This is a genomic window from Paenibacillus sp. PK1-4R (genome assembly GCF_030369595.1).
Classification (GTDB): Bacteria; Bacillota; Bacilli; order Paenibacillales; family Paenibacillaceae; genus Paenibacillus.
The window spans coordinates 4968079-4988131 of sequence record NZ_CP126535.1 but is presented as its reverse complement, the minus strand read 5'-3'; the positions used below and the strand labels follow the sequence as shown (position 1 = coordinate 4988131).

General features: G+C 40.1%; 15 protein-coding genes and 2 pseudogenes. 16 read left to right on the top strand and 1 reads right to left on the bottom strand.

What is annotated here, in order from left to right; all coding sequences use genetic code 11:
* Window positions 1-66: 66 nt before the first annotated feature.
* The 16 genes and pseudogenes from QNO02_RS21640 to QNO02_RS21570 form a co-directional block, all read left to right on the top strand.
* Window positions 67-447 (top strand): annotated as a pseudogene (locus QNO02_RS21640) (HNH endonuclease); the annotation flags it as partial.
* Entirely contained in the window at window positions 444-911 is a 468-nt protein-coding gene (locus tag QNO02_RS21635; protein ID WP_133385600.1) for a DUF6985 domain-containing protein, read from the top strand. The pseudogene QNO02_RS21640 and the gene QNO02_RS21635, both read left to right, overlap by 4 nt.
* A 173-nt stretch (window positions 912-1084) precedes the next feature.
* Complete coding sequence (locus QNO02_RS21630; RefSeq protein ID WP_289389930.1) at window positions 1085-3022, top strand: hypothetical protein; 1938 nt, start codon at window positions 1085-1087, stop codon at window positions 3020-3022.
* 2 nt (window positions 3023-3024) lie between these two features.
* Window positions 3025-3522: a hypothetical protein gene (locus QNO02_RS21625; protein WP_289389929.1), complete on the top strand. Its 498-nt coding sequence runs from the start codon at window positions 3025-3027 to the stop codon at window positions 3520-3522.
* Window positions 3523-3743: 221 nt separating this feature from the next.
* Window positions 3744-4286, top strand: a complete 543-nt coding sequence (locus QNO02_RS21620) for a hypothetical protein (RefSeq protein WP_289389928.1) — start codon at window positions 3744-3746, stop codon at window positions 4284-4286.
* Window positions 4287-4303: 17 nt separating this feature from the next.
* On the top strand, window positions 4304-5269 hold the full coding sequence (locus QNO02_RS21615; protein WP_289389927.1) for a hypothetical protein: 966 nt from the start codon (window positions 4304-4306) through the stop codon (window positions 5267-5269).
* Window positions 5270-5286: 17 nt separating this feature from the next.
* The gene (locus QNO02_RS21610; protein ID WP_289389926.1) at window positions 5287-5742 is read left to right on the top strand and encodes a DUF6630 family protein; all 456 of its coding nucleotides are present in this window, start codon (window positions 5287-5289) and stop codon (window positions 5740-5742) included.
* A 932-nt stretch (window positions 5743-6674) separates the two neighbouring features.
* Entirely contained in the window at window positions 6675-6998 is a 324-nt protein-coding gene (locus QNO02_RS21605; protein WP_289389925.1) for a deaminase domain-containing protein, read from the top strand.
* Window positions 6999-7125: 127 nt separating this feature from the next.
* Window positions 7126-7815 (top strand): Imm3 family immunity protein, encoded by a 690-nt coding sequence (locus tag QNO02_RS21600; RefSeq protein WP_289389924.1) that lies wholly within the window; start codon window positions 7126-7128, stop codon window positions 7813-7815.
* A 457-nt stretch (window positions 7816-8272) separates the two neighbouring features.
* Entirely contained in the window at window positions 8273-8731 is a 459-nt protein-coding gene (locus QNO02_RS21595) for a toxin-antitoxin system YwqK family antitoxin (RefSeq protein WP_289389923.1), read from the top strand.
* Window positions 8712-9414, top strand: a pseudogene (locus tag QNO02_RS21590) (endonuclease V). The gene QNO02_RS21595 and the pseudogene QNO02_RS21590 overlap by 20 nt, the downstream one beginning before the upstream one ends.
* Window positions 9415-9634: 220 nt before the next feature.
* Window positions 9635-9868, top strand: a complete 234-nt coding sequence (locus QNO02_RS30340) for an Imm3 family immunity protein (protein WP_353959128.1) — start codon at window positions 9635-9637, stop codon at window positions 9866-9868.
* A gap of 793 nt (window positions 9869-10661) precedes the next feature.
* Window positions 10662-16364, top strand: a complete 5703-nt coding sequence (locus QNO02_RS21585) for a S8 family serine peptidase (protein ID WP_289389922.1) — start codon at window positions 10662-10664, stop codon at window positions 16362-16364.
* Window positions 16365-16546: 182 nt separating this feature from the next.
* Entirely contained in the window at window positions 16547-17788 is a 1242-nt protein-coding gene (locus QNO02_RS21580; RefSeq protein WP_289389921.1) for a transcriptional regulator, read from the top strand.
* 132 nt (window positions 17789-17920) lie between these two features.
* Window positions 17921-18361: an Imm48 family immunity protein gene (imm48, locus tag QNO02_RS21575; protein ID WP_133385592.1), complete on the top strand. Its 441-nt coding sequence runs from the start codon at window positions 17921-17923 to the stop codon at window positions 18359-18361.
* 31 nt (window positions 18362-18392) lie between these two features.
* The gene (locus QNO02_RS21570) at window positions 18393-18932 is read left to right on the top strand and encodes an RNA 2'-phosphotransferase (protein ID WP_289389920.1); all 540 of its coding nucleotides are present in this window, start codon (window positions 18393-18395) and stop codon (window positions 18930-18932) included.
* A gap of 180 nt (window positions 18933-19112) precedes the next feature.
* On the opposite strand, the gene QNO02_RS21565 is transcribed toward QNO02_RS21570, so the two are convergent.
* Complete coding sequence (locus QNO02_RS21565; RefSeq protein WP_289389919.1) at window positions 19113-19970, bottom strand: SDR family oxidoreductase; 858 nt, start codon at window positions 19968-19970, stop codon at window positions 19113-19115.
* Window positions 19971-20053 lie beyond the last annotated feature (83 nt).

The following is a 20053-nucleotide window of genomic DNA, read 5'->3' as shown; positions in this document are numbered from 1 at the left end:
TGACGGATGCAGAAATGCTAATTTCAACTTGAATTATAAGTCGAAATTGGCTTTTTTATTTGTCTGATCCCTGATCTTTCACCAGTAGCTAAAGCAGAAGTGCAAATTGAGTATATGTTAGGTGGAAAAGGCACATACGGAGGAGCAGCGAGAAGAGCTAATTTTGCTCAATCAGATCAAAGGTTAGCTGAACAACTTAATAATTCTCCTGAAATAGCACGCCAATTTGGTATGGAGTCTGGTAAAATTACTGCTAAAGATATAAAGATTTATCGAGATGGAAATAAACTAACATGGCACGAATTAAATGATGTTAAAACAATGCAACTAGTACCTACAAAGATGAATAGTACTTTTGGGCATCTTGGAGGTGTGGGAGAAATGAATGCAGGAGCGTTTGAACCTGGGGGATTTCTAATAAACAATAAAGAGGGGAGTACACAATGATAAAGAATGATCCTGTTTTTGGAGTGCTCGAATATAACTATGGTTGGACCAGGAAGACTATGTTTCAATTATTCGGAGGAGAACTTGAAATTACATTGATGATTGATGGAGATGAAGATGGAAGATTTGATGAAAAACAATATTCGGCATATCAATCATTGATACAAGATTGGAAACAAGTGCAATTTAACTTATTACAACCTATTTTGGATTATTACATACAAAAAAGAAGTGAATTGGGTTATGATGTTGCGTTTAATGAGAATTATCCATTAGTTGAAACAACAACTCAACTGATGAAGATGATTACTTTAGAGGGGATTGTTGTTCCGTATGGAGACATTAATGAAGAACGTGACATTGGAGTTCTTTTTAGTTGTACATGGGATTCAGAGAATGGTTTAGGGTTGCGTTTATTAGATGAAGAAATAGCTGATGTAGGATACCAAGATGTTGCAATTTGATACCAGGCTAATTAAATCGTATAGCACAACCATATCCAACGAACCCAACATTAAATGATTCAAACATTTGATTAACATTCAAAAGCTCTTTCTTACTTGATTTATGAGTTGGAGAGAGCTTTTTGCGTGTCGAAAATAACTAATGGCTGCTTGACGGGGGTGGTAGCTTCATTTTGGACGGGGAGACCAACGTACGAGCAGGTCTATTGCAACAGGAGGGAAGCAACAAAGCGCCTGTTCATGTGGCGGATCTGCCTGCGGAGCCGGAGCCACCGCTGATGCCGATTAAGGAGTACGAAGCAGCTCAGGCCACAGCTGCCGCAGAGGCTGCTGCAGTGACGCAGGCATCAACGACGAACCCGAAAGATGGATCGTTGGCTGGAGCTGCGTTGGCCATCACTGCTATGATTCCGATCCTGGGAGCTCTAGGGGGTATTGCTGCCCAGACAGCCATCGGCGTAGGTATTGCTGCCGTTGCCACGGGTCTCATCGCGAGCGTGCCGAAGATAGGCTCCTTCAAGCCTTCGGCTTTGAATTTGCTGGACCGATTTACGAATGGTTTTGCTGAACTGCAACAGCAGGAGAACGAAGCGAAATGGACGATGCTTGGGAAAATGTTGACGGCCGCCAAAGAGTTGACTACATCGACTTCGGTGACTGATTTCTTTAAGAAGCTGGAACAACAGAACAAGGAGATTAGCCTTGCTTATGAGCAGATTCCGAGTTACTTCCGTGAGAAGTGGGCGCATGAAAAAGCCCAACGTGACCTGCAGGTGTCGCTGGAATTTTTCAAGAGTGTGGAGAAAGACGATGTTCAACATCAAACCTTCTTTTCGCCCTATTACCAAGAAATTTCATGGGCATTAGACAGGGCGGGCATATATCATAATATTACCGTCGAGGAAGTAAAAGATTACGATTTTTGGTTGCGTCAGGACCTGACATTGGAACAGATGAAATATCTGACACAGTTGATTTACAATCCGATTAGCGATGAGAAATTCGTAGAGATGATCTACGATTATGAAATGCATCGCGATTTAATAGAGAACGGAACGATGATTGGTGGTAATCTAAGGGTAAGGACGCCAGACATTGAAGGAAAGGTCATGCAAGTTGTTGGTAACGGATTAAAAACAGCAGCGACATTTGCAAAGAAGAAATGGACAGACGGTCAGAAAATGAGGATCGCTTCTGGTGGAGGAAGTGATTGGAGCGGGGAAAAGTCGAAAAAAACGGGACAAGCAAGTTCTGGTGGCAAAACAGAAGGTGAAACTGAAACTAAACCTAACCAAGCGGGTAGTGATCAGAAGCCACCAAAACAGAAACCAAAAGATACCGAAACTAAGACGAATCCAGAAAAAAATGCTACTCCAAATGAAGTGAATTCATGGAAGAAATCTCTGCCAAATAAGGTTGAGGGTAATTCTGAAGCGGATACTAAACCACCCAAGCCACCAGAACCAGAGGGAGAACAGGATACAAGCAAACCGAAGGAAAATACGGAAGGCACTGAGGGGACGGGAAAAGATTCAGTTAATATTCCAAAGATTGATTGGAGTAAGTACAACCGTGTAGATAATTATAAACCGACTTTTGAAACTATACCTGATGAAGCAAATCATAGGCTTGCATCAAAGCACTATGATGAGATCAGAAGTGTGGGTATGGAAGATATTGAACAGGTTGCAAAAAACACTGGTTTATCAGTAGAAGAAATAAGGGCAGTGAAGCAACACATTTTTCTTGATTCACATAAAATACCATTGAGTGATAAAAGCTATAGAGTAGGTCACTTTACTCCAGATGCTGATTTTGGTTACGCATGGAAGCAAGCACAAAAAGAGAAGGAGTTAACACTTTCACAAAAAGAGTGGTTACAACAAATGATTAAACATGAACTTACGGAAATTAAACTTATGAAGCAAGGATATCCATATAAAAACCCTAATGCATACAATTCTGACTCAAACACCTTTGGTTCTGATCCTCCAGGAGCACACGATGCAGCTGAGCCTCAACCTAGAGGTGAGTTTGATGGGGCGTTTAGCTATAATCTTAAAGAACAAGGTAAAATAGAAAAACAATTAGAAAGAGAAAAAGGAGAATGAATGTGGGATATTTAAGTCAGGCAATTAAACGTATTTCCGTAATAGATTGGGGGTGTCTTGGAGAAAAGGAATTCGTGTCACAGAGTTATTTGTGTAGAGAATATTTAAGAAGAGCAACCAAATTTTTAAAGAATTATCCAGGTACATGCATACCTCCTTTTATTATGATTTCAAATTCGATCATTGAGCCACAAGAAAACATTGAAATGATTGAAATACTGAATGAAATAAATAATTCTTACCACAAAACTCTCGTTACGAGTTACCTTGAATTATGCGCTCTTATTGATGAAAAAAATCCAATAGCTATGGATAATAAGGATTTGTTTGAGCCAGCAATAAAGCTTTATGAAAGGGGTGGCTTTTTTTATAGAAGGGAAGGATATTTATATATAAATGGTAATTCTATAATAATTGCAGATGTTGCTTGGGATGAAAAGGAACCATTAGATATTAGTGATGAAATCTTGGATGCGCTAGATAATCTGTCTGCCGAGTGAACTATTTTTACATTTTAAATATTAGTTAGTGGAATTATATCATCATTCAACCAATATCAAATATAACCCATGTACAGATTCCTCCATTCGGTTGTAAGAAAATTAGATGCTTTAATTTCATAGCTATTTCGTTACACTGAATAGGTTGATTATGGTCAGTTATTACCGTAATTGACCTCTTTTTTGTTATCTTCTTTTTCTCACAGCTTTTAAATAAGCTGATGATCAGTCAAGACAACGGGGTAAGGTATCCAATCAATCAACTAGATACTCCAGATGATATAAGTAGTAAATTTGATTTATCCGGTGTAGAAGGGTATGAGCGAAAAATCGATAAGACAAAATATTATGATCATGATAAGGGTGACTTTGGCGAGGAAGTTGCGAAAAAAATCGCAATAAACAACAATCTGGGTATGGATATTTCCGATCAATTTCAAGTTGGTAGGAACGGAATAGATGGAGCCTTTTTGTCCAAAGGTCCGCCTCCTAAATTAACCATGATTGAGGCTAAGACTTCCGAGTGGGGAAATTTCAACTATTCAATAGAGCAAAAACTCGGTGGTCCAAAATATTTTGAAGTGATGTCAAGCCGTAAAAATAAAAGTTTTGCGGATTTTAAAGCAAAGTACAAGAAACTTTTAAAAGATAACCCAGGGTTGGAGTTTGAATTTATCAGAGTAGAAGTTGATATTTCGAAAACTTCGGTTGGTTTTGGAGTAGATGTTGTCAAAGTAAAAGATTGGAGTAAGGAGATAAAATAAAATATAAGGAGAACACAATGGTTAATTCAAAAAAAATGCATTTAGCCTACAAAAGGTATGTCAAAAACTTTGTTGATAGTAATGCTGTAATTGAATACGAAGAAGGTAAAAATGAGATTGTTGAAATCATCGATATTAATGATACAGAGAGAGATCATATTCTATTAATTGATATGGATAATATATCTTCCTTTTGGTTAGAAGTGTGGAAAAATGACGTATTGATTAAAAACGGTCGAGATGTAAGTGCACTAAAAAAAATTCAACAAACAAAATTTTATCAGTGCATGGGTAGGCATATTTATAAAGATCGTTATCCGAATATGAAATTGATTGATTATTCTTTTCAAAATAGCATCGTATCATTAGTTCACTTCAATTTATTTGGATGGGCGAAGGAGGAACAGATATTTTTTGATTTTATAGTCAAATATCTTGGAGATAATTTAATGGAAGCCAATGATTGGAATCAGCATATCTGGTTTTTAGTGGAGCTGTATCTTCAATACACCAATCAAACAATAGAAGGAACTAATAAATACGTTCACTTGGCAGTGAAATCCGCATTAACAGATCGGGAACAGCCATGTGGCTTGATTCCAGAAGAACTTGGAATCTACAGAGAAGTATTGGAGCAATGGAATACGCCTGATTTGGATGAAATTACGCGTTTAATTGGAAGAATGTCCGAACATCATTCCATGCTTGCATCGGAGTTAGGGAAATCGCTTGAATTTGGTAATTATGATTACGCTTTTTATCCTTATGAAATTTTGTATTTGCTTCATGTGAGAAAAAAACAAGGTCTGCCCAATCCAAGTCATTTTGATGATTTCCTGATGAACTCACCGGAGGCTAAAATGAACATTCAAGATCCTGAACCGTATCCAGAGTGGGATCCCGTTCTACGAATGATTGATGACTTTTATCGCAAAAACTATCCCGAGTATATCCCGAACCACCATGGAGTTCTGTTTGGGTAGGAGAGGAGGAAGACTGCATGGCAGATGAAGATTTGGTGCCGTTAATTTTCGATGATGCAGAGGAAATCGATTTGATTTTGAATGATCCGGACGAATCACTGGCGTATTATAGTATGCTGAATCATGGCTTAGCGACCAAACGGTTTTTATTTCTGGACTACAAGGGAGAAGTGGATCAGGAAATCGTCAATTACATTTTAGACTATGAGTATGCCTATGACATCGAATTGGGAACTGCAGATCAGCTAGAAGAGTTGGGAGAGTTTGACTACAAATATCTCCCTGAGAAAATTAGGGAGGTGAACAAGCTGATTTCTCGAAAAGGATACGGTTTATTTTCTTATCCGACAGCAGGAGACTTCTATGCATTGTTCATCGCTGAACTTAAGCATGAGGGTGCGCTAACCGAAGTGGATTTACTAGAAGATGAAGATATTCCTGAAAAAGAGCGTCATATCCAGTTGTATATTTAGTTCAAAGATAAATCAGACAGGCTCCAGTTATTTGACTGGGGCTTATTTGTTTTGAGGTTTTTTAGAAAGGGTTAATCTTGCGTTTTAAAAGTCAAAACTTAAATCAACCATATAATACATAAAGTTTTTAAGATTTATATTCAGTGAAAAAATATGAAAAATGACAAAAGATTTAGATAAATAGCAATGATTCCAGGTGCTCGTGACTACATATCGTATGATGCTGGAAAATCAAATGACGCAATGCAAAAAAGGCCTGGATGCGGAATTTAATTTTAAGGGCAGACGAGGTTAGGCAGCTGGTTTTTTAGGCCAAGGCCGACATCCCACAGGCAAGTGGGACAACGCCGCCTAAAGTGAACATGAGCTCGTCTTCGTTCATCATGCCCAAAGTGAAGACATTTTTCCGAATAGTATTGGGAAGACAGTCAGAAGATGGGGATCGTGTTTGGTGGAGGAAGTCATTGGAGCAATAATAAGACGAACAAAACGGGCGAGGCTGCTTCTGGAGGCGGTAAGACAGCAAACAGTGAAACAGGATCGACCTCTAAACCTGGGGAGAACCCGTCGAAACCGAAACAAACTTCGGATAGTACACCTTCTTCGAAAACGAATGAACCTAATGCAACGACAACGCCGAAAAACAGCACGACATCGAAGACGAAACCAGAAAATGAAACGCCGAATGAAGTGAATACGTGGAAGCGATCTCCATCTAAGAAAAGGACGAAGGTAAACCGCAAGCCGATACGAAACCGCCTAAATCATCCGAACTGGAGAAATCGCAGGAGAATACAAAAACAAACAAAACGAAGGATAATCCGGAAGGCACTGAGGGGACGGGAAAAGTTCCAAATGTAAGTCATGGAAAAGTATTCCTAACAAGAGTAATTGATTTAGAAACAGAAGGTTTTATTATTGATAAAGTTAAAGTGTTAAGAAGTAAGCTTTCTAATAGGATTAAAGGTGATCTAAATTTTGCGTATGCGAAGGTAGAAATTGAAGGAATTGACAAGAATGAATTTTATTCTCATAGTAGTTTGAACGGGGATAATAAGGAAAAGACCTATGCTGATTATTCATTAAAACCAACAAAACCAAAGTACGAGGCTACTGAAGCACCAGATAGGAGTGGTAATGTAAGATTAAGAGACAATGATACTGAGTATAAAATTCTCAATGATTTGGCCTCTAGACTTGATAAATTGCCAGATCCATCAAAAGCTCGTGGGAAAATTAAATTATTTACCGAATAGATACATATGGAATTTGTAGTAGAATTATAGAAAAGTTTCACAAAGATTATCCCAATATTGATATTGAGGTAATCCATAATGGTGATAAGATAGTTGAGCCACAAGAAATTTATTGGGAGGACATAAAGTGAAACGAAACTATGAGGCTTTATTTGGAGCTTTTTATGAAAACTATTTTTATTTTAAAAGTGAGGGAATGAGTGGTCCTGAAGCTCTTGCTTGCACATGTGAGGCATACATCGGTATGGATAAAAGAGGTGAAATGGAAAAAGCAGTATTGTCTATTGCGGAAGGGAGAATTCATTTAACACATTCGAAAATTTTTGTCAAATCGAAACAACAGATAATTGATGCATTAAATTCTCTAGATTTAAATAAGTTACAACATGAAATAGCTCCAGATGATTATCAGGACATATTAGAACGAAGAGATATGGTGCTTGATGGAATTGAAAGTATACCTGTAGATTATAGTCCGAATACAAGATATTACTACTTTGAAATAGAAAAGGAAGTTAAAAATTACTTTGGGATTTTATTCAATGAGAAGAAAGATGCAATTGAGCTTGTTGAGGAAATAATGGAACGATTCGAGCGTGAATGTAGGAGTACATTAAGTGAAAAAATAGTTGTTAGAACAACACTTGCAGAACTACTTATCAGATATAGAATTAATGCTAGAGGGGAGTTTTTGAAAATAAAAAATGAATTAGAGCAATTCGATATGAATGATGTGGGGGAACAATTGTCGGAAAATGAAAAGTTAGATCTTTCTATACGAATTAAGGAAGTCTTAACTAAACTTCAAAATTTATAGATCAATTTGTTTTTTCAACGATCTGTATTTAGAATGATACAAACAACAACGCCGCAATGCGAGCTAAACGCTGTATTGTGGTTTTTTATCCGCCTTTATTATCCAAACAATCCAAACTAAAGTGTACCCTAATGAGATGGACACTTTGAAAAAAGTCCATCTCATTAGGGTACATTATAGAATAGAAAATATGCCAGACGATATTTATGATTCTTATAGTTTGTATACATATGGTTCAGGATCGCATGCTGAGGTGTATGCAGCTAATAAGGCATTATTGGATAATCCGAGTGCTACTATTGATGATATCTTAATATATGTGATAAAACCTGGAGGCTCATCAAAGCCAGTCATCGATATACCATTCCAAACATGTCCGCACTGTAATTATATTTTACGGGATTTTAAAATAGAATCTGATTTACCCAAATAATCTAAATGGAGTGGATGATATTAAATGATTGATGTAAATATTTTGCGAATGGAAGACGTATTGTTAACAGGTATAGAATTTACTGATGATGTTTGTTTTTCTGGAAATAGTGGGCAAGAAGTTTTTGATAAACCCATAGAGGATGGAGGGAAACCTATATCTGGTCTTTTATATGAAAGATACGATAATGGGAATTTAGCATATTACTCTTACTATAAAAATGGATTGGCTGATGGAGACTATGTGAACTATTATGAATCTGGCAGAATTTCAAGCTTCCAGAAAATGAGCAAAGGTGTAATAACAGGAGAATTTATCTCTTGGTTTGAGAATGGTAATCATAAATCAATCGCGAATTACAAATATGGATTTGCCATAACATACAGAGAGTGGGATATAGAAGGGGTACTAATTAATGAAAAATTAGAGCCAAGTGAATTTGAAAAGAAAATGATCGAAAAATATGATGCGCGTGCAAAATAAGTTAATGAATAAAATAATAGATGAATTTGATAAAATTCAGTATGATTTAACTCGAAAAATAAAATTAGAAAATGATTTCCACAAAGAAAATATTCTGCTGATTGCAGGTATTGACCTGGCATATTGGGAAGAAAATGAAACGACAATTGCAGTTTGTTGTATATGTGTCGTGGATTTTATGACGAAAAAAGTTATAGAGACGAAATCTATGACAGATGAAATTGCGGTCCCGTATATACCAGGATATTTATCTTTCAGAGAATTACCATTAATTTTAAAAACATTTAACACCTTAATTAATGAACCAGATATCGTTATGTTTGATGGAAATGGGTACTTACACCCTAGGAATATGGGGATTGCAACGCATGCTTCCTTTTATTTAAATAAACCAACAATAGGTATTGCAAAAAGCTACTTGAAAATTGATGGGGTTGATTTTATTATGCCCGATGAAGAAGAAGGGGCTTTCTCTGATATTGTGATAAATAACAAAATCTATGGGAGAGCATTACGAACACATAAAAGTGTGAAGCCCATTTTCGTCTCCTGTGGTAATTGGATAAGTATTGATACTGCTACAGACCTTACATTAGCGTTAATTTAATAAGGAAAGTAGACTCCCTGTATCAGTCAGACAAGCAGATTTAGAAACAAAAAAAATGAGGGAAAGATTTAGATGAGTCTGTAAAATAGTTTGTGTAAACCCTGTAGTGTTTGAATATTATTTAATAATCATACCGAATACCATAATATAAGTAATATACTTATATTATGGTGTTTTTTTATAGCATTAGAAACTCTGAGAGAGCATTTAGGTAAGCTGATTTGATGGTGGATATCGGTAAAACAGTATTATCCTTATTTAGAAGATGATACTTAACGAATTTGAAACAACAATGAATCTCGGTATTTTTTAAAAAATCTATAATAGTTCTAGTTTACGGTGAGATTTTATTAACGTATGTAGTAGTGTTTTATAAATCTAAAGAGTGTTTGTTAAAAGAATTGAATGACTTGAGTCTACATCAACTAAAGGATAAGTTGTCTTTTGAACAATTTAATGATCTTAATACACGCAGAAAGGTAATATTAGAGAATATTGAACAGAAGACCGTAACAACTATACTAGATTAGAATTGGCAGTAATGTTGTTGTTTCATTTTATTCGTGAGTGCACAGATATTCTTTACAGTGTACAAAGCCACGATGTGATAGTCTCTATAAAAGATTTAAAGTTTCCTTATTTGGGAGGATGAAAAGCGTCAGTCCGAATAAGCCGGACAGCTAGTTAAAGGGCAAACCATCAAATGGAGTGCAAGCAAAGTTTATAGAACGAAGAAGAGATTGGTTCGTATAAAGTACCTAATGATTGGAAGAAGACCATAACTAGTTTAGGGAAAACATAGTATCACTTAGAAGTTGCAGAAGAATGGGGTTTAATCCTTTTGTTATACATATTATCCCCTGAAAGACAAAGGTAGAAGAGCTTAAGATGGTTGGGTGCGTTCTTTGCCAAGTCTGCCTGTTTAGTTATGAAGCATTAGCAGTGATTAAAATAGCTCACATGTCTCGTTCTGTTTAGAACAATAGTGTAAGTTTTTTTCGCGTTTTTTAACAGATATTTAATTGAATCCAATAGAAAAATAACAAAAAAAGTAATTTATTTTTGAAAAAACTCTTCATTTTCGAAAGTGATTTTAGGTCTAAAGAAACTTGTTTATCAAATTCAGTTGTGAATAAAAGAATAGAATCCTGAATTCATTAAATAAAGTCACTAAATTAGATAATTCGGTCTATTTATATGTAAATTTTTCCGGAGGGTAACAAACTGATTCATCTATTAACATACTCAATTACCCCAATTTACATCCCCTACGCTGCGGAATACGATAAGCCTAATCTGATCGTAAATCGCAGGAGGTATGAAATGAAACGAAAATCAACCCGATGGTTATCCGGTTTAGTAGCAGCAGGAGTCATGTTGTCTTCCATGTTCTCCTTGCCTGCTTACGCAGCACCTTCCTATGGTCCTCTACAGCAGAGTGAAAGCGCTAAGTCCATTCTACAATCACTCACGCCAGAAGAAAGACAAGCTTTGAATCAGCTTCAAGTCATGGACGGTGAAGTCATCGACCCCAAGGTGAATACCAAAAGTAACGATTTGGTCAAAGTGATCATCCAATTCAAAAGCGAACCCGCTGCCGTTGCCTTGAAAAGGGCTGGACTAAACAGTGAGAATTTATCAGAGCTTACGGCGACAAGCAAAGTGAAACAAAATCACCAGCAATTCAAGCAGCACATTAAGTCTTTGCAGCAGAAGAGAGGGCTATCTTATGATGCTGCCTCGATCCAAATCACTCAGGAGTATGAAACCGCACTAAATGGTGTTGCGTTAACAGTCCCTGGCGTAGCCGTAGAAGATTTGATGAAATCCGGAGTTGTGAAAAAAGTATGGGCTGACCAGGAAGTGGTACTTGATCTGCCAGAAACAGACACATCAAGTGAATTTGCATCTGCATCCGGAATGCAACCTCGAATGGCTGATAGCGTGCCATATCTTGGCATCGACAAACTTCATGAAGAGGGTATCACTGGTAAAGGAATCAAAGTGGGTGTACTGGACACCGGAATTGATTATAATCATCCGGATTTAACAGGGGCGTATAAAGGGTATCGCGCTCATGCGGGTGAAGATCCAAAGCAAGTGGACCCGGCTACGGTAAAAGGATGGGACTTTGTTGATAACGATGCTGACCCAATGGAGACGACCTATGAAGATTGGGAAAATTCGGGTTATAAGGAACAAGGTGTTTTAGCAGAAGCTTATTATACTTCCCATGGAACACACGTATCGGGAACCATCGCTGGGCAGGCCAAAAATGACGTGGGGTATGCTGTAAAAGGTGTTGCTCCAGATGTAGACTTATATGTGTATCGTGTACTTGGCCCTGGTGGAAGTGGTGAGATGAGTGGCATTATTGCCGGAATTGACAAGGCCATTGAAGATGAACTTGATGTGATCAATCTCTCTCTGGGTGCTGCAACGAATGATCCGTTGGACCCTGCGTCCATTGCACTGAATAATGCAATGCTGCAAGGCGTGGTGAGTATGGTTGCGGCAGGTAATGATGGTCCCAATGAAGGTACGTTAGGTACACCGGGAGCGAGCGCGCTGGCCATTACGATTGGTGCTTCCGATGTTCCGTTAACTCTTCCTACGGCTACTGTGACTCTGGATGTGTATAACAATCCAGGTGGGGGAGAGACAGAGGAAACACCTGTAGTGGATGAAGGAACATCCCCAGAGGAAGAAGAAGCACCTGCTGAAGGTGAGGAAACATCCGTAGTGGAGGAAGAAGAAACATCTGTAATAGAAGAGGAAGCGCCACCAACAGCAGAAGAACCATCTGCAGCAGATGTAGAAGCATCGGCAACAGAAGAAGAGACACCAGCAGCAGATGTAGAAACTCCACTATCAGTAGAAGATGCACCTGATGCAGAAGTAGAAGCACCATCAGCAGCAGAAGATGAAACACCTGGAGTGGAGGAAGAAACACCTGCTGCAACTTATACTGAGGTGTTACCACTGTTTGGTAAAGATTTTACTGACGATCTGACCACACTTGAAGGCAAAACCTACGAACTTGTTTATACAGGGCTTGGTAATGCTTTTGATTTTGAAGGTATTGATGTACAAGGCAAAGTGGCCCTAATCGCTCGGGGAGATATTGCACTCGATGCCAAGATTGTCAACGCAAGAAAAGCAGGGGCGGCAGCAGCAATTATATATAATAATGTTGAAGGAACAATCCCTAATTATTTGGGTGAAATGAACGGGTATATTCCTACATTCCAAATGATGAGAGAGCTTGGAGAAAAACTAAAAGAGTTGAACGGCGTGACAGTCACCTTTGGCGCAGCAGGCCAAACCGTTACGGAAGGGAATAAACTGGCCGATTTCAGTTCCCGAGGTCCGGCCGCCGTGAATGATGATATTAAACCCGATATCGTAGCCCCGGGCGTAGCTGTTTTTTCAACCTATCCTGTATTTGTGAATGATCATACGGGTGAGAATTATAATATTGCCTATGCACGAATTTCGGGTACTTCCATGGCAACGCCGCATATGGCGGGTATTGCAGCACTTATGCTCCAGGCACATGAAGAATATACACCTTTTGATGTGAAGACTGCTCTTATGAATACAGCTGTAGATCTGAACGGGAATTATTCCGTATATGAAGTAGGTGCAGGCCGTGTAGATCCGTACCGGGCAGTCCACACATCCGTATTTGCCAAAGTTCAGGATAAAACGATTCACTTCTCGAATGACGAATCCATCCTTATTGATGAAATTACAGGTTCCATCGTATTTGATAGTGCATATTTGGAAGAAAACGACCAGGGAATCGTATCTGACAGCCGAACAGTTAAGATCGAGAATAAAGGGGACGGTACCAAAACGTATAACACTTCCATGAAGCTGTTAAACGATATGAACTTAAATGTTCATCTTCCAGAATCCATTACTGTAAGTGGCGGAAGTACGGAAGAGATGACTGTTTCAGTGGATATACCACAGGACACGCCAAGTGGTCGATATGAAGGATATGTATATCTGGATACGGAAAATGCGGCGGATCATATTCAGATCCCATTCTCCATCCGTATTAGCGAAAAGGGCATTAATTCAGTGGAATTAATTCCACCATCCATCACAAACGATACCCCATTCCACCAGTTCCTGAATCGTATTACACTGAGTGCTATTCAATTGGGAAGTCCCATTGACTCTGTGGATGTATTACTGAAGGATCACGAAACTGGCGAGGAAATCGGGTTTGTAGGTACCTTGAATTCGCAGTCCATGCTTCCGGGAGTGGAATATCTGATCCTGAATGTGTTTAGAGGTTATGCATTTCCAATTGAAAACGGGGAAATCTCTAACGTTGCACGATTTGTCCCTGAGGGCAGCTACACACTTGAATTCATCGGGACAGATTCGGACGCCAAGCAGTATTCATCCGAAAGATTGGTAGTTGTGGACAATACAGCCCCCGAGATTGATTTGGGTATTGAGCCTGGTGTACACGAACTCAATGATAGTATGCTGACGGAAAGGGAAGGTGGACAGGGCGTCTGGTATGATGGCACAGCTATCGATTCAACCATCCAAACCTTTGTTGATAATGGGATCACGGCTTATGATCAATCTTCCAATCGTGTCATTTTCTACGAGAATGGCAGTCCCTTTTATTCCGGTGATTTGCCTGTTTCCAAAGAAGGACATATATCTTTTGGTATTACCAAAGAAGAATATGATAATGGTTACGAACTTCGACTCTTTGGATTGGATGTGGGTACAGCGGCCAATCCCGTTAAGGACCATCGCTATGGGTTTATCTCCGAAGGCAAACCTTATGTGACCAGCAAATATGACAAAGACGAAGTGCGTAAAGGAGATACCATTACCCAGACCATTCAATTGAACAATGTGGAGAAGTTAAACGGTATTTCGTTTATCCTGGAATCAATGTATGACTACAAACAATTTAACCGGATTGAACCAACGCCTGAGCTGCAGGCATTACTGGATGACACAGGTGCTGAAGTGAAAATCAGTGAACCTGTAGTGGACCAAAGAGAACTCAGCTTTGAGGCATCCATCTCAGGTGGGTCCTTTGAAGGAATCACAGGGGATCTTGATTTGTTCCATGTTGTCTTTGATGTACCGAAGGATGAATTCTATTTTAAGAAAAGCGACGTACCATTTCTTGAAGTGAAATACACGACTGTTGGCATGAAAGAGAACGAAGAGAAATTGACATTAACCGCGTTTAACACAGACAGTTATGAAGTGATCTCCAAATCCTCAAGAACATATGGTTTTGTACGTCCGGAAGCTTTTATGGTCGATGGAGAGTATCTGGATTTTGAAAATGACTATTCGGCAATGGGCATTGAAGTTTATGCCGAGACGGCTTCCGGTGAGAAATATGAGGGGACTGTGCAAAATTATGGTGAGTTCCTGATCGATGGGATTCCGGCAACAGGAGAAATGACGACCATCTACACACGAGTTCCGGGTCATTTACCTTCCAAGCTGGCAGTGGTTCTGAGCAAGACGATTGATGGCGAATATTATGGCATCAATCAAATGAATTCGTCCGACTTTACGTATGCAGGAGATATTAATGGGGATGGAGTCATCGATATCTATGACATGGAGCTTGTAACGAAACATTATCATACTTCGGATGAGATCGCCGATATTGACCAGGATGGCTCTGTAGGAGACGCCGAAGTGAATTATATTACGAATAACTTTGGAATGACTGCTAACTATTCTACCAAGAAGCCTGTTTTGCAAATTGGAGACAAAGACTTAGGGTACTTCCTCAATAAAATTCAGGAAATGAACAATGGTGGTTCTGGTAATAATGGGGGTGGTTCGGGAAATAGCGGTGGCGGCGGATCTTCTACGACCCCTGCACCTGTCCCAACACCTGCACCAACCACAGACCCAGATCCAAGCCAAAATCAGGTCATTACAGAAAAAGAATTGAAAGCTGTGACAAACGGTACCGCAAATGTGGATATTACAGTTGGTAAGAAAATTGAGTTGCCTGTTAATGCGGGGGATTTGTTGGGTGCGAATTCACTCACAATTTCTCAGCAAGGTGTATTATCGCTCACCATTCCATCTAGCGTATTGAAAGAACTGCAGACCAAAGGAGGTTCTGGTGCTGCTGGTGGCAAGATCATTTTGGATATATTGAAACAAGATGTGAAAGCACCAGAAACGAAACAAGGTCTTACGTGGACAACCGCAGGTGCTGCTTATGAAGTTGAACTGTATCTCCAGGTTTCCAGTGAGAAATTATCTCTGTCCTCGCTTCCTGAAGATTTTTCACTGACACTCCATTACGACAGAATGTTAAACAGCGATCTGATTGGAATGTATCATGAACATTCATCTGCGGATCAATGGGATTACGCAGGTGGGATCGTAGATGAAGAGAAGGGTACCGTTACTTCCCAATTGTCTGATATGGGCATGTATGCACCGTTCGTTTACGATAAATCCTTCGAAGACGTGGTACCAACGCATTGGGCAAGTAAAGCAATCAAGTCTCTTTCGGCGAAACATGTGCTGACAGGCAAAACAGAGACTGCGTTTGATCCACAAGGTCAAACGACTCGTGCCGAATTCGCTGCTTTAATCGTGAGAACCCTTGGTTTAGAGGTGAAAGGTAACGAATTGCCATTTGGTGATGTAAGCAAGGATGCCTGGTATGTCGATAGCGTTGCCGCTGCATATCAAGCAGGTTTGGTCCAGGGAATAGCGAATGATAAATTTGCTCCGACCCAAACCATTTCACGTGAAGAAATGGCAGTGCTCATGATGAGAGCATACGAATATCAATCCCAATCAAACGATACCAATTCAGCTGTTGCTGATTATACGGATGAAGCAGACATTGCATCTTGGGCAAAAGAAGCTGTTGAGAAAGCTTCCGAGCTTGGTGTAATGAACGGTTCTACTGGTGGGCAATTCAAACCCCAAAATAGTGCTACACGTGCCGAAACGGCCCAAACGGTTCACAATTTACTTACGCTGCTCAAATAAGAAGTACAAAGATAAGAGGTTCCTCTAGCATTAGAGGGGCCTCTTATTTTTTTGTTATTTTACTTCGTTGAGCTCCTGAATTTCTCTTCCCAAGTACATCAGACTCCAATATATAACTGGCAGAGTCCATATTCGAACCCTATAATTAGGAATAAAATGATGGATTAAAACGAGGTGTAGTGATGATTGAAGGGAAGATTATTAAATTTTACCGGGAGAAAAGTAGACGAACTCAAGGCGAACTGGTGAAAGGGATCTGTTCAGTCACACATCTGAGCAAAATTGAACGGGGAATGACAGAGTATTCACAAGAAATTATGGACATGCTCTGTGATCGACTATGTATTGATATGGCAAGAGAAATAGCGAGATATCATGAAATGAACGATCTTCTGGATTCATGGCAAGAGGCCATTATTATGCAGAGAACAGCTGAAGCTATTCGTCTCAAAGACAAGTTGGAAGTGGAACCGTTAAAAGGCATACCTGACCTGCGTTTATCCTATGACTTGCTGCAGATTCGATTTTACTTGTTTATGAATAATATCGTTGAAGCCGAGAGACTTATAGCCGAGGTTGAGATTCCTGATGAATTGGAGCATTCATATGAACATTATTTTTATCACCATGTGATGGGGATTTATTATTTCCTTACAGGACATTATCGCAAGTCCATCCAGACGTTAACTTCAATCAATCAGTCCAAATATACGAATCATGAGTACTTCTATCATTTGTCTCTGGCATATCACTCGATATATTCGAATATTACGTCTTACTATTACGCCGAGAAAGCTATCCAGCATTTTCGGAAAACGCTCAATATGGTGCGAATCATTGACACCGAAACCATTATGCTGGTTCAGCTCAATTCCCGCGAGTATCATGATTTTCCTGAGACGAAACGCAGATATGAAAATCTGATTCGGATTAGTGATGATTGTGGGCTCCCTGACCGAAAAGCAAAGCTGTTGAACAATCTGGGTTATGAATATAACCGGCGGAAGCAATATGAGGATGCTGCTTACTGGTACAGACAAGCGCTTGATATCATTCCGGAGAAACAACCGTTATACCTGATGGTACTCAATAATTACATAGAATCGAATAGGCTAGGGAACCTCATTCCTGCAAACAAACTGTTGGACATGTCTCTGGAAGCCTTGCGCAATTCTAAACTTGTTTCAGACGCAAGTTATATGGAATTGGAACTCCAGTCTGTCATTTTACAAGGGCAGGAGCAAGCGTATTACGAAATGATAGAAGAGCGAATTCTTCCTTATTATCGTGAACTTGGTTCCCAGTATCTCGCTGAACGTTATGAAGAGATATTGTTTCAGTACTATATGGATCATGGGGAAAAGGATAAGGCGCTCAGGCTTGCAAAAAATCGTTTTGAATCACAAGCGACTTCCCTTATATAAGGGTAATATAAGAGTAAGAGAAGTGTCGACGACCTATGAGTGGTTTGAAACGAACACCCCAACTCCGATACAATGTTCTCATAGAGTCTGAGAGAATGGATCAAATACGGTGCAGAAATGGAGAAAACCAATATGACTGAATTTATCAACGCTGACGATATTAATGACGTAATTCTGGCTGCGGCAGCAAACGAGCTGGAGCAGATGGTGGACAAAATGTGTGAGCTGATTGGCACGCCTTTGGAACAGACGACAGAACTGGAGCGTCAGGTCATGGCTGCTTTTGGTTTTGGCGCGGTGTATGGCATCACTCATCGGGATCAGCTAGCAGAGCCGCAGGCCCATGCCTTGAGCATTCGGATGCTGATTAAACCATTTAATTATAGTGAACAGCAGGCGGTTGATTTTGCCGATGATCTGATTCGAGTGGCTTCCGATCGTGAGGTTCATCCGGTGATGAATACGATTATCCAACGTGGGATTGATGGTCACCGCCAATTCAATCAGGAAGACGATGAAGGATTGGAACGTAACATTCAGGAGATTTTAACCGCGGTTCAATCGCAAAATTAGACGGTTTTATTAGATGTGGGAGATGATTGCATTGGATCTGATGAAATTAAGCAAAGAACTCTCATACGCTCTGCGACATGCACCATGGGAGTATGAGTTGGAACTGGATGAAGAGGGTTGGGTGGAAATCTCGCAATTGCTGGTGGCTTTACAAGAAAGTCCGCAGTGGAAGGAAGTCACGCAAGCCGATCTGGAGCAGATGATTCAAGCCTCGGAGAAAAAGAGACATGAAATCCATTCTGGCCGCATCCGGGCATTGTATGGACATTCGACGCCACATAAGATATCCAAGATAGCTGCTGAGCCACCGGAAACCCTTTACCATGGTACACCGGCACGCGCCTTAAATTCTATTATGGAACATGGCTTACAGCCGCGGCAAAGGCAATATGTACATCTGTCCGCAGAAATTGATACGGCCAATCAGGTGGGGCGAAGACGTGATGATCAGCCTGTCATTTTGAAAATCAATGCTGCTCAAGCGGCCATAGATGGAATCCTCTTTTACCATGGAAACGAAAATATCTGGCTGGCCGATCACATTCCCGCACGTTATATTCTTGAGCAGTGACCAATGAGTGATGAACTGTTGTGGAAAGCATAAATACCTATCTCGAATTACAGCAGTCGCAATCAACGGGTGAGTGTACGGTCATTCGTACAACGGGTATATCTTTGTATGGATCGTTAGCTACACCAAAAAGGGACACATCCAACATTCGTTGGTGTGTCCCTTTCTTATATTCAAAACTTACTTGCCTACAATCGCTTTAATACCTTCGCTAAGTGGCTGAGCCGGACGGCCAAGCAATTTCTCTAATGTATCACTTTCTACAGCCAATGCGCCTTCACGAATAGCACTTTGCATATCAACAAGCATCGATACGACAAAATCCGGTAGACCTGCACCTTTCATGATGTCAGCGTAAGCGGCATCGTCCACGTTTTGCACGTTGATGTCCTGCCCAAGCACTTCACCAACAATGGCAGCCAGTTCAGCTTGCGTGCGTAGTTTGCCGGACAATTCATATACGGTATTCTCGTGTCCTTCGCTTGCGAGTACAGCTGCTGCAGCATGGGCATAGTCACTGCGGGTAGCCCAGCCTACTTGGCTGTCATTGGTGGCATGAACCCAAGGTGCGCCTTGTGTAGCTGCTTGCACACTACCTGCTTCATTTTCCAGGTACCAGTTGTTGCGCAGGAAGGAATACGGAATGCCGGATTCGCGAATAGCTTTTTCTGTAGCGCGGTGAACTTCCGCCAGGGAAAGGGTATTTTTCTCTGCATTCACAACGCTTGTATAAGCGATGAAACCCACGCCTGCTTTCTTGGCAGTGTCAATGGCAGCCTGATGTTGGCGAATACGCGTTTCATTGTCACCATCAGTCGAGATGAGCAACAGACGGTCTACACCGGCAAAAGCTTTCTCCAACGTCCCCGGTTGATCGAAATCACCGTGACGCACGTCAACGCCTTGAGTGCGGAGTGCTTCAGCTTTTTCCGGATTACGTACACTTACTGCCACATCTTTGGCAGAATCCGTTTTTAACAATGCCTCTACAACCAGTGAACCCAAATGACCTGTTGCGCCAGTAACCAAAATTTTCATTTTCTTTTCCTCCTAGGATATGTGTTGTTGGTTGCATATGGATGTAATCAAAAATGTTATAACAGGTGTGATTACAACGAAAG

What these genes read in the sequence shown, in the direction of transcription:
- QNO02_RS21635 (WP_133385600.1), top strand. Translation starts at nt 444, where the DNA reads ATGATAAAGAATGATCCTGTTTTTGGAGTGCTCGAATATAACTATGGT.
- QNO02_RS21620 (WP_289389928.1), top strand. Translation starts at nt 3,744, where the DNA reads ATGATCAGTCAAGACAACGGGGTAAGGTATCCAATCAATCAACTAGAT.
- QNO02_RS21615 (WP_289389927.1), top strand. Translation starts at nt 4,304, where the DNA reads ATGGTTAATTCAAAAAAAATGCATTTAGCCTACAAAAGGTATGTCAAA.
- QNO02_RS21610 (WP_289389926.1), top strand. Translation starts at nt 5,287, where the DNA reads ATGGCAGATGAAGATTTGGTGCCGTTAATTTTCGATGATGCAGAGGAA.
- QNO02_RS21595 (WP_289389923.1), top strand. Translation starts at nt 8,273, where the DNA reads ATGATTGATGTAAATATTTTGCGAATGGAAGACGTATTGTTAACAGGT.
- QNO02_RS21585 (WP_289389922.1), top strand. Translation starts at nt 10,662, where the DNA reads ATGAAACGAAAATCAACCCGATGGTTATCCGGTTTAGTAGCAGCAGGA.
- QNO02_RS21580 (WP_289389921.1), top strand. Translation starts at nt 16,547, where the DNA reads ATGATTGAAGGGAAGATTATTAAATTTTACCGGGAGAAAAGTAGACGA.
- imm48 (WP_133385592.1), top strand. Translation starts at nt 17,921, where the DNA reads ATGACTGAATTTATCAACGCTGACGATATTAATGACGTAATTCTGGCT.
- QNO02_RS21565 (WP_289389919.1), bottom strand. Translation starts at nt 19,970, where the DNA reads ATGAAAATTTTGGTTACTGGCGCAACAGGTCATTTGGGTTCACTGGTT.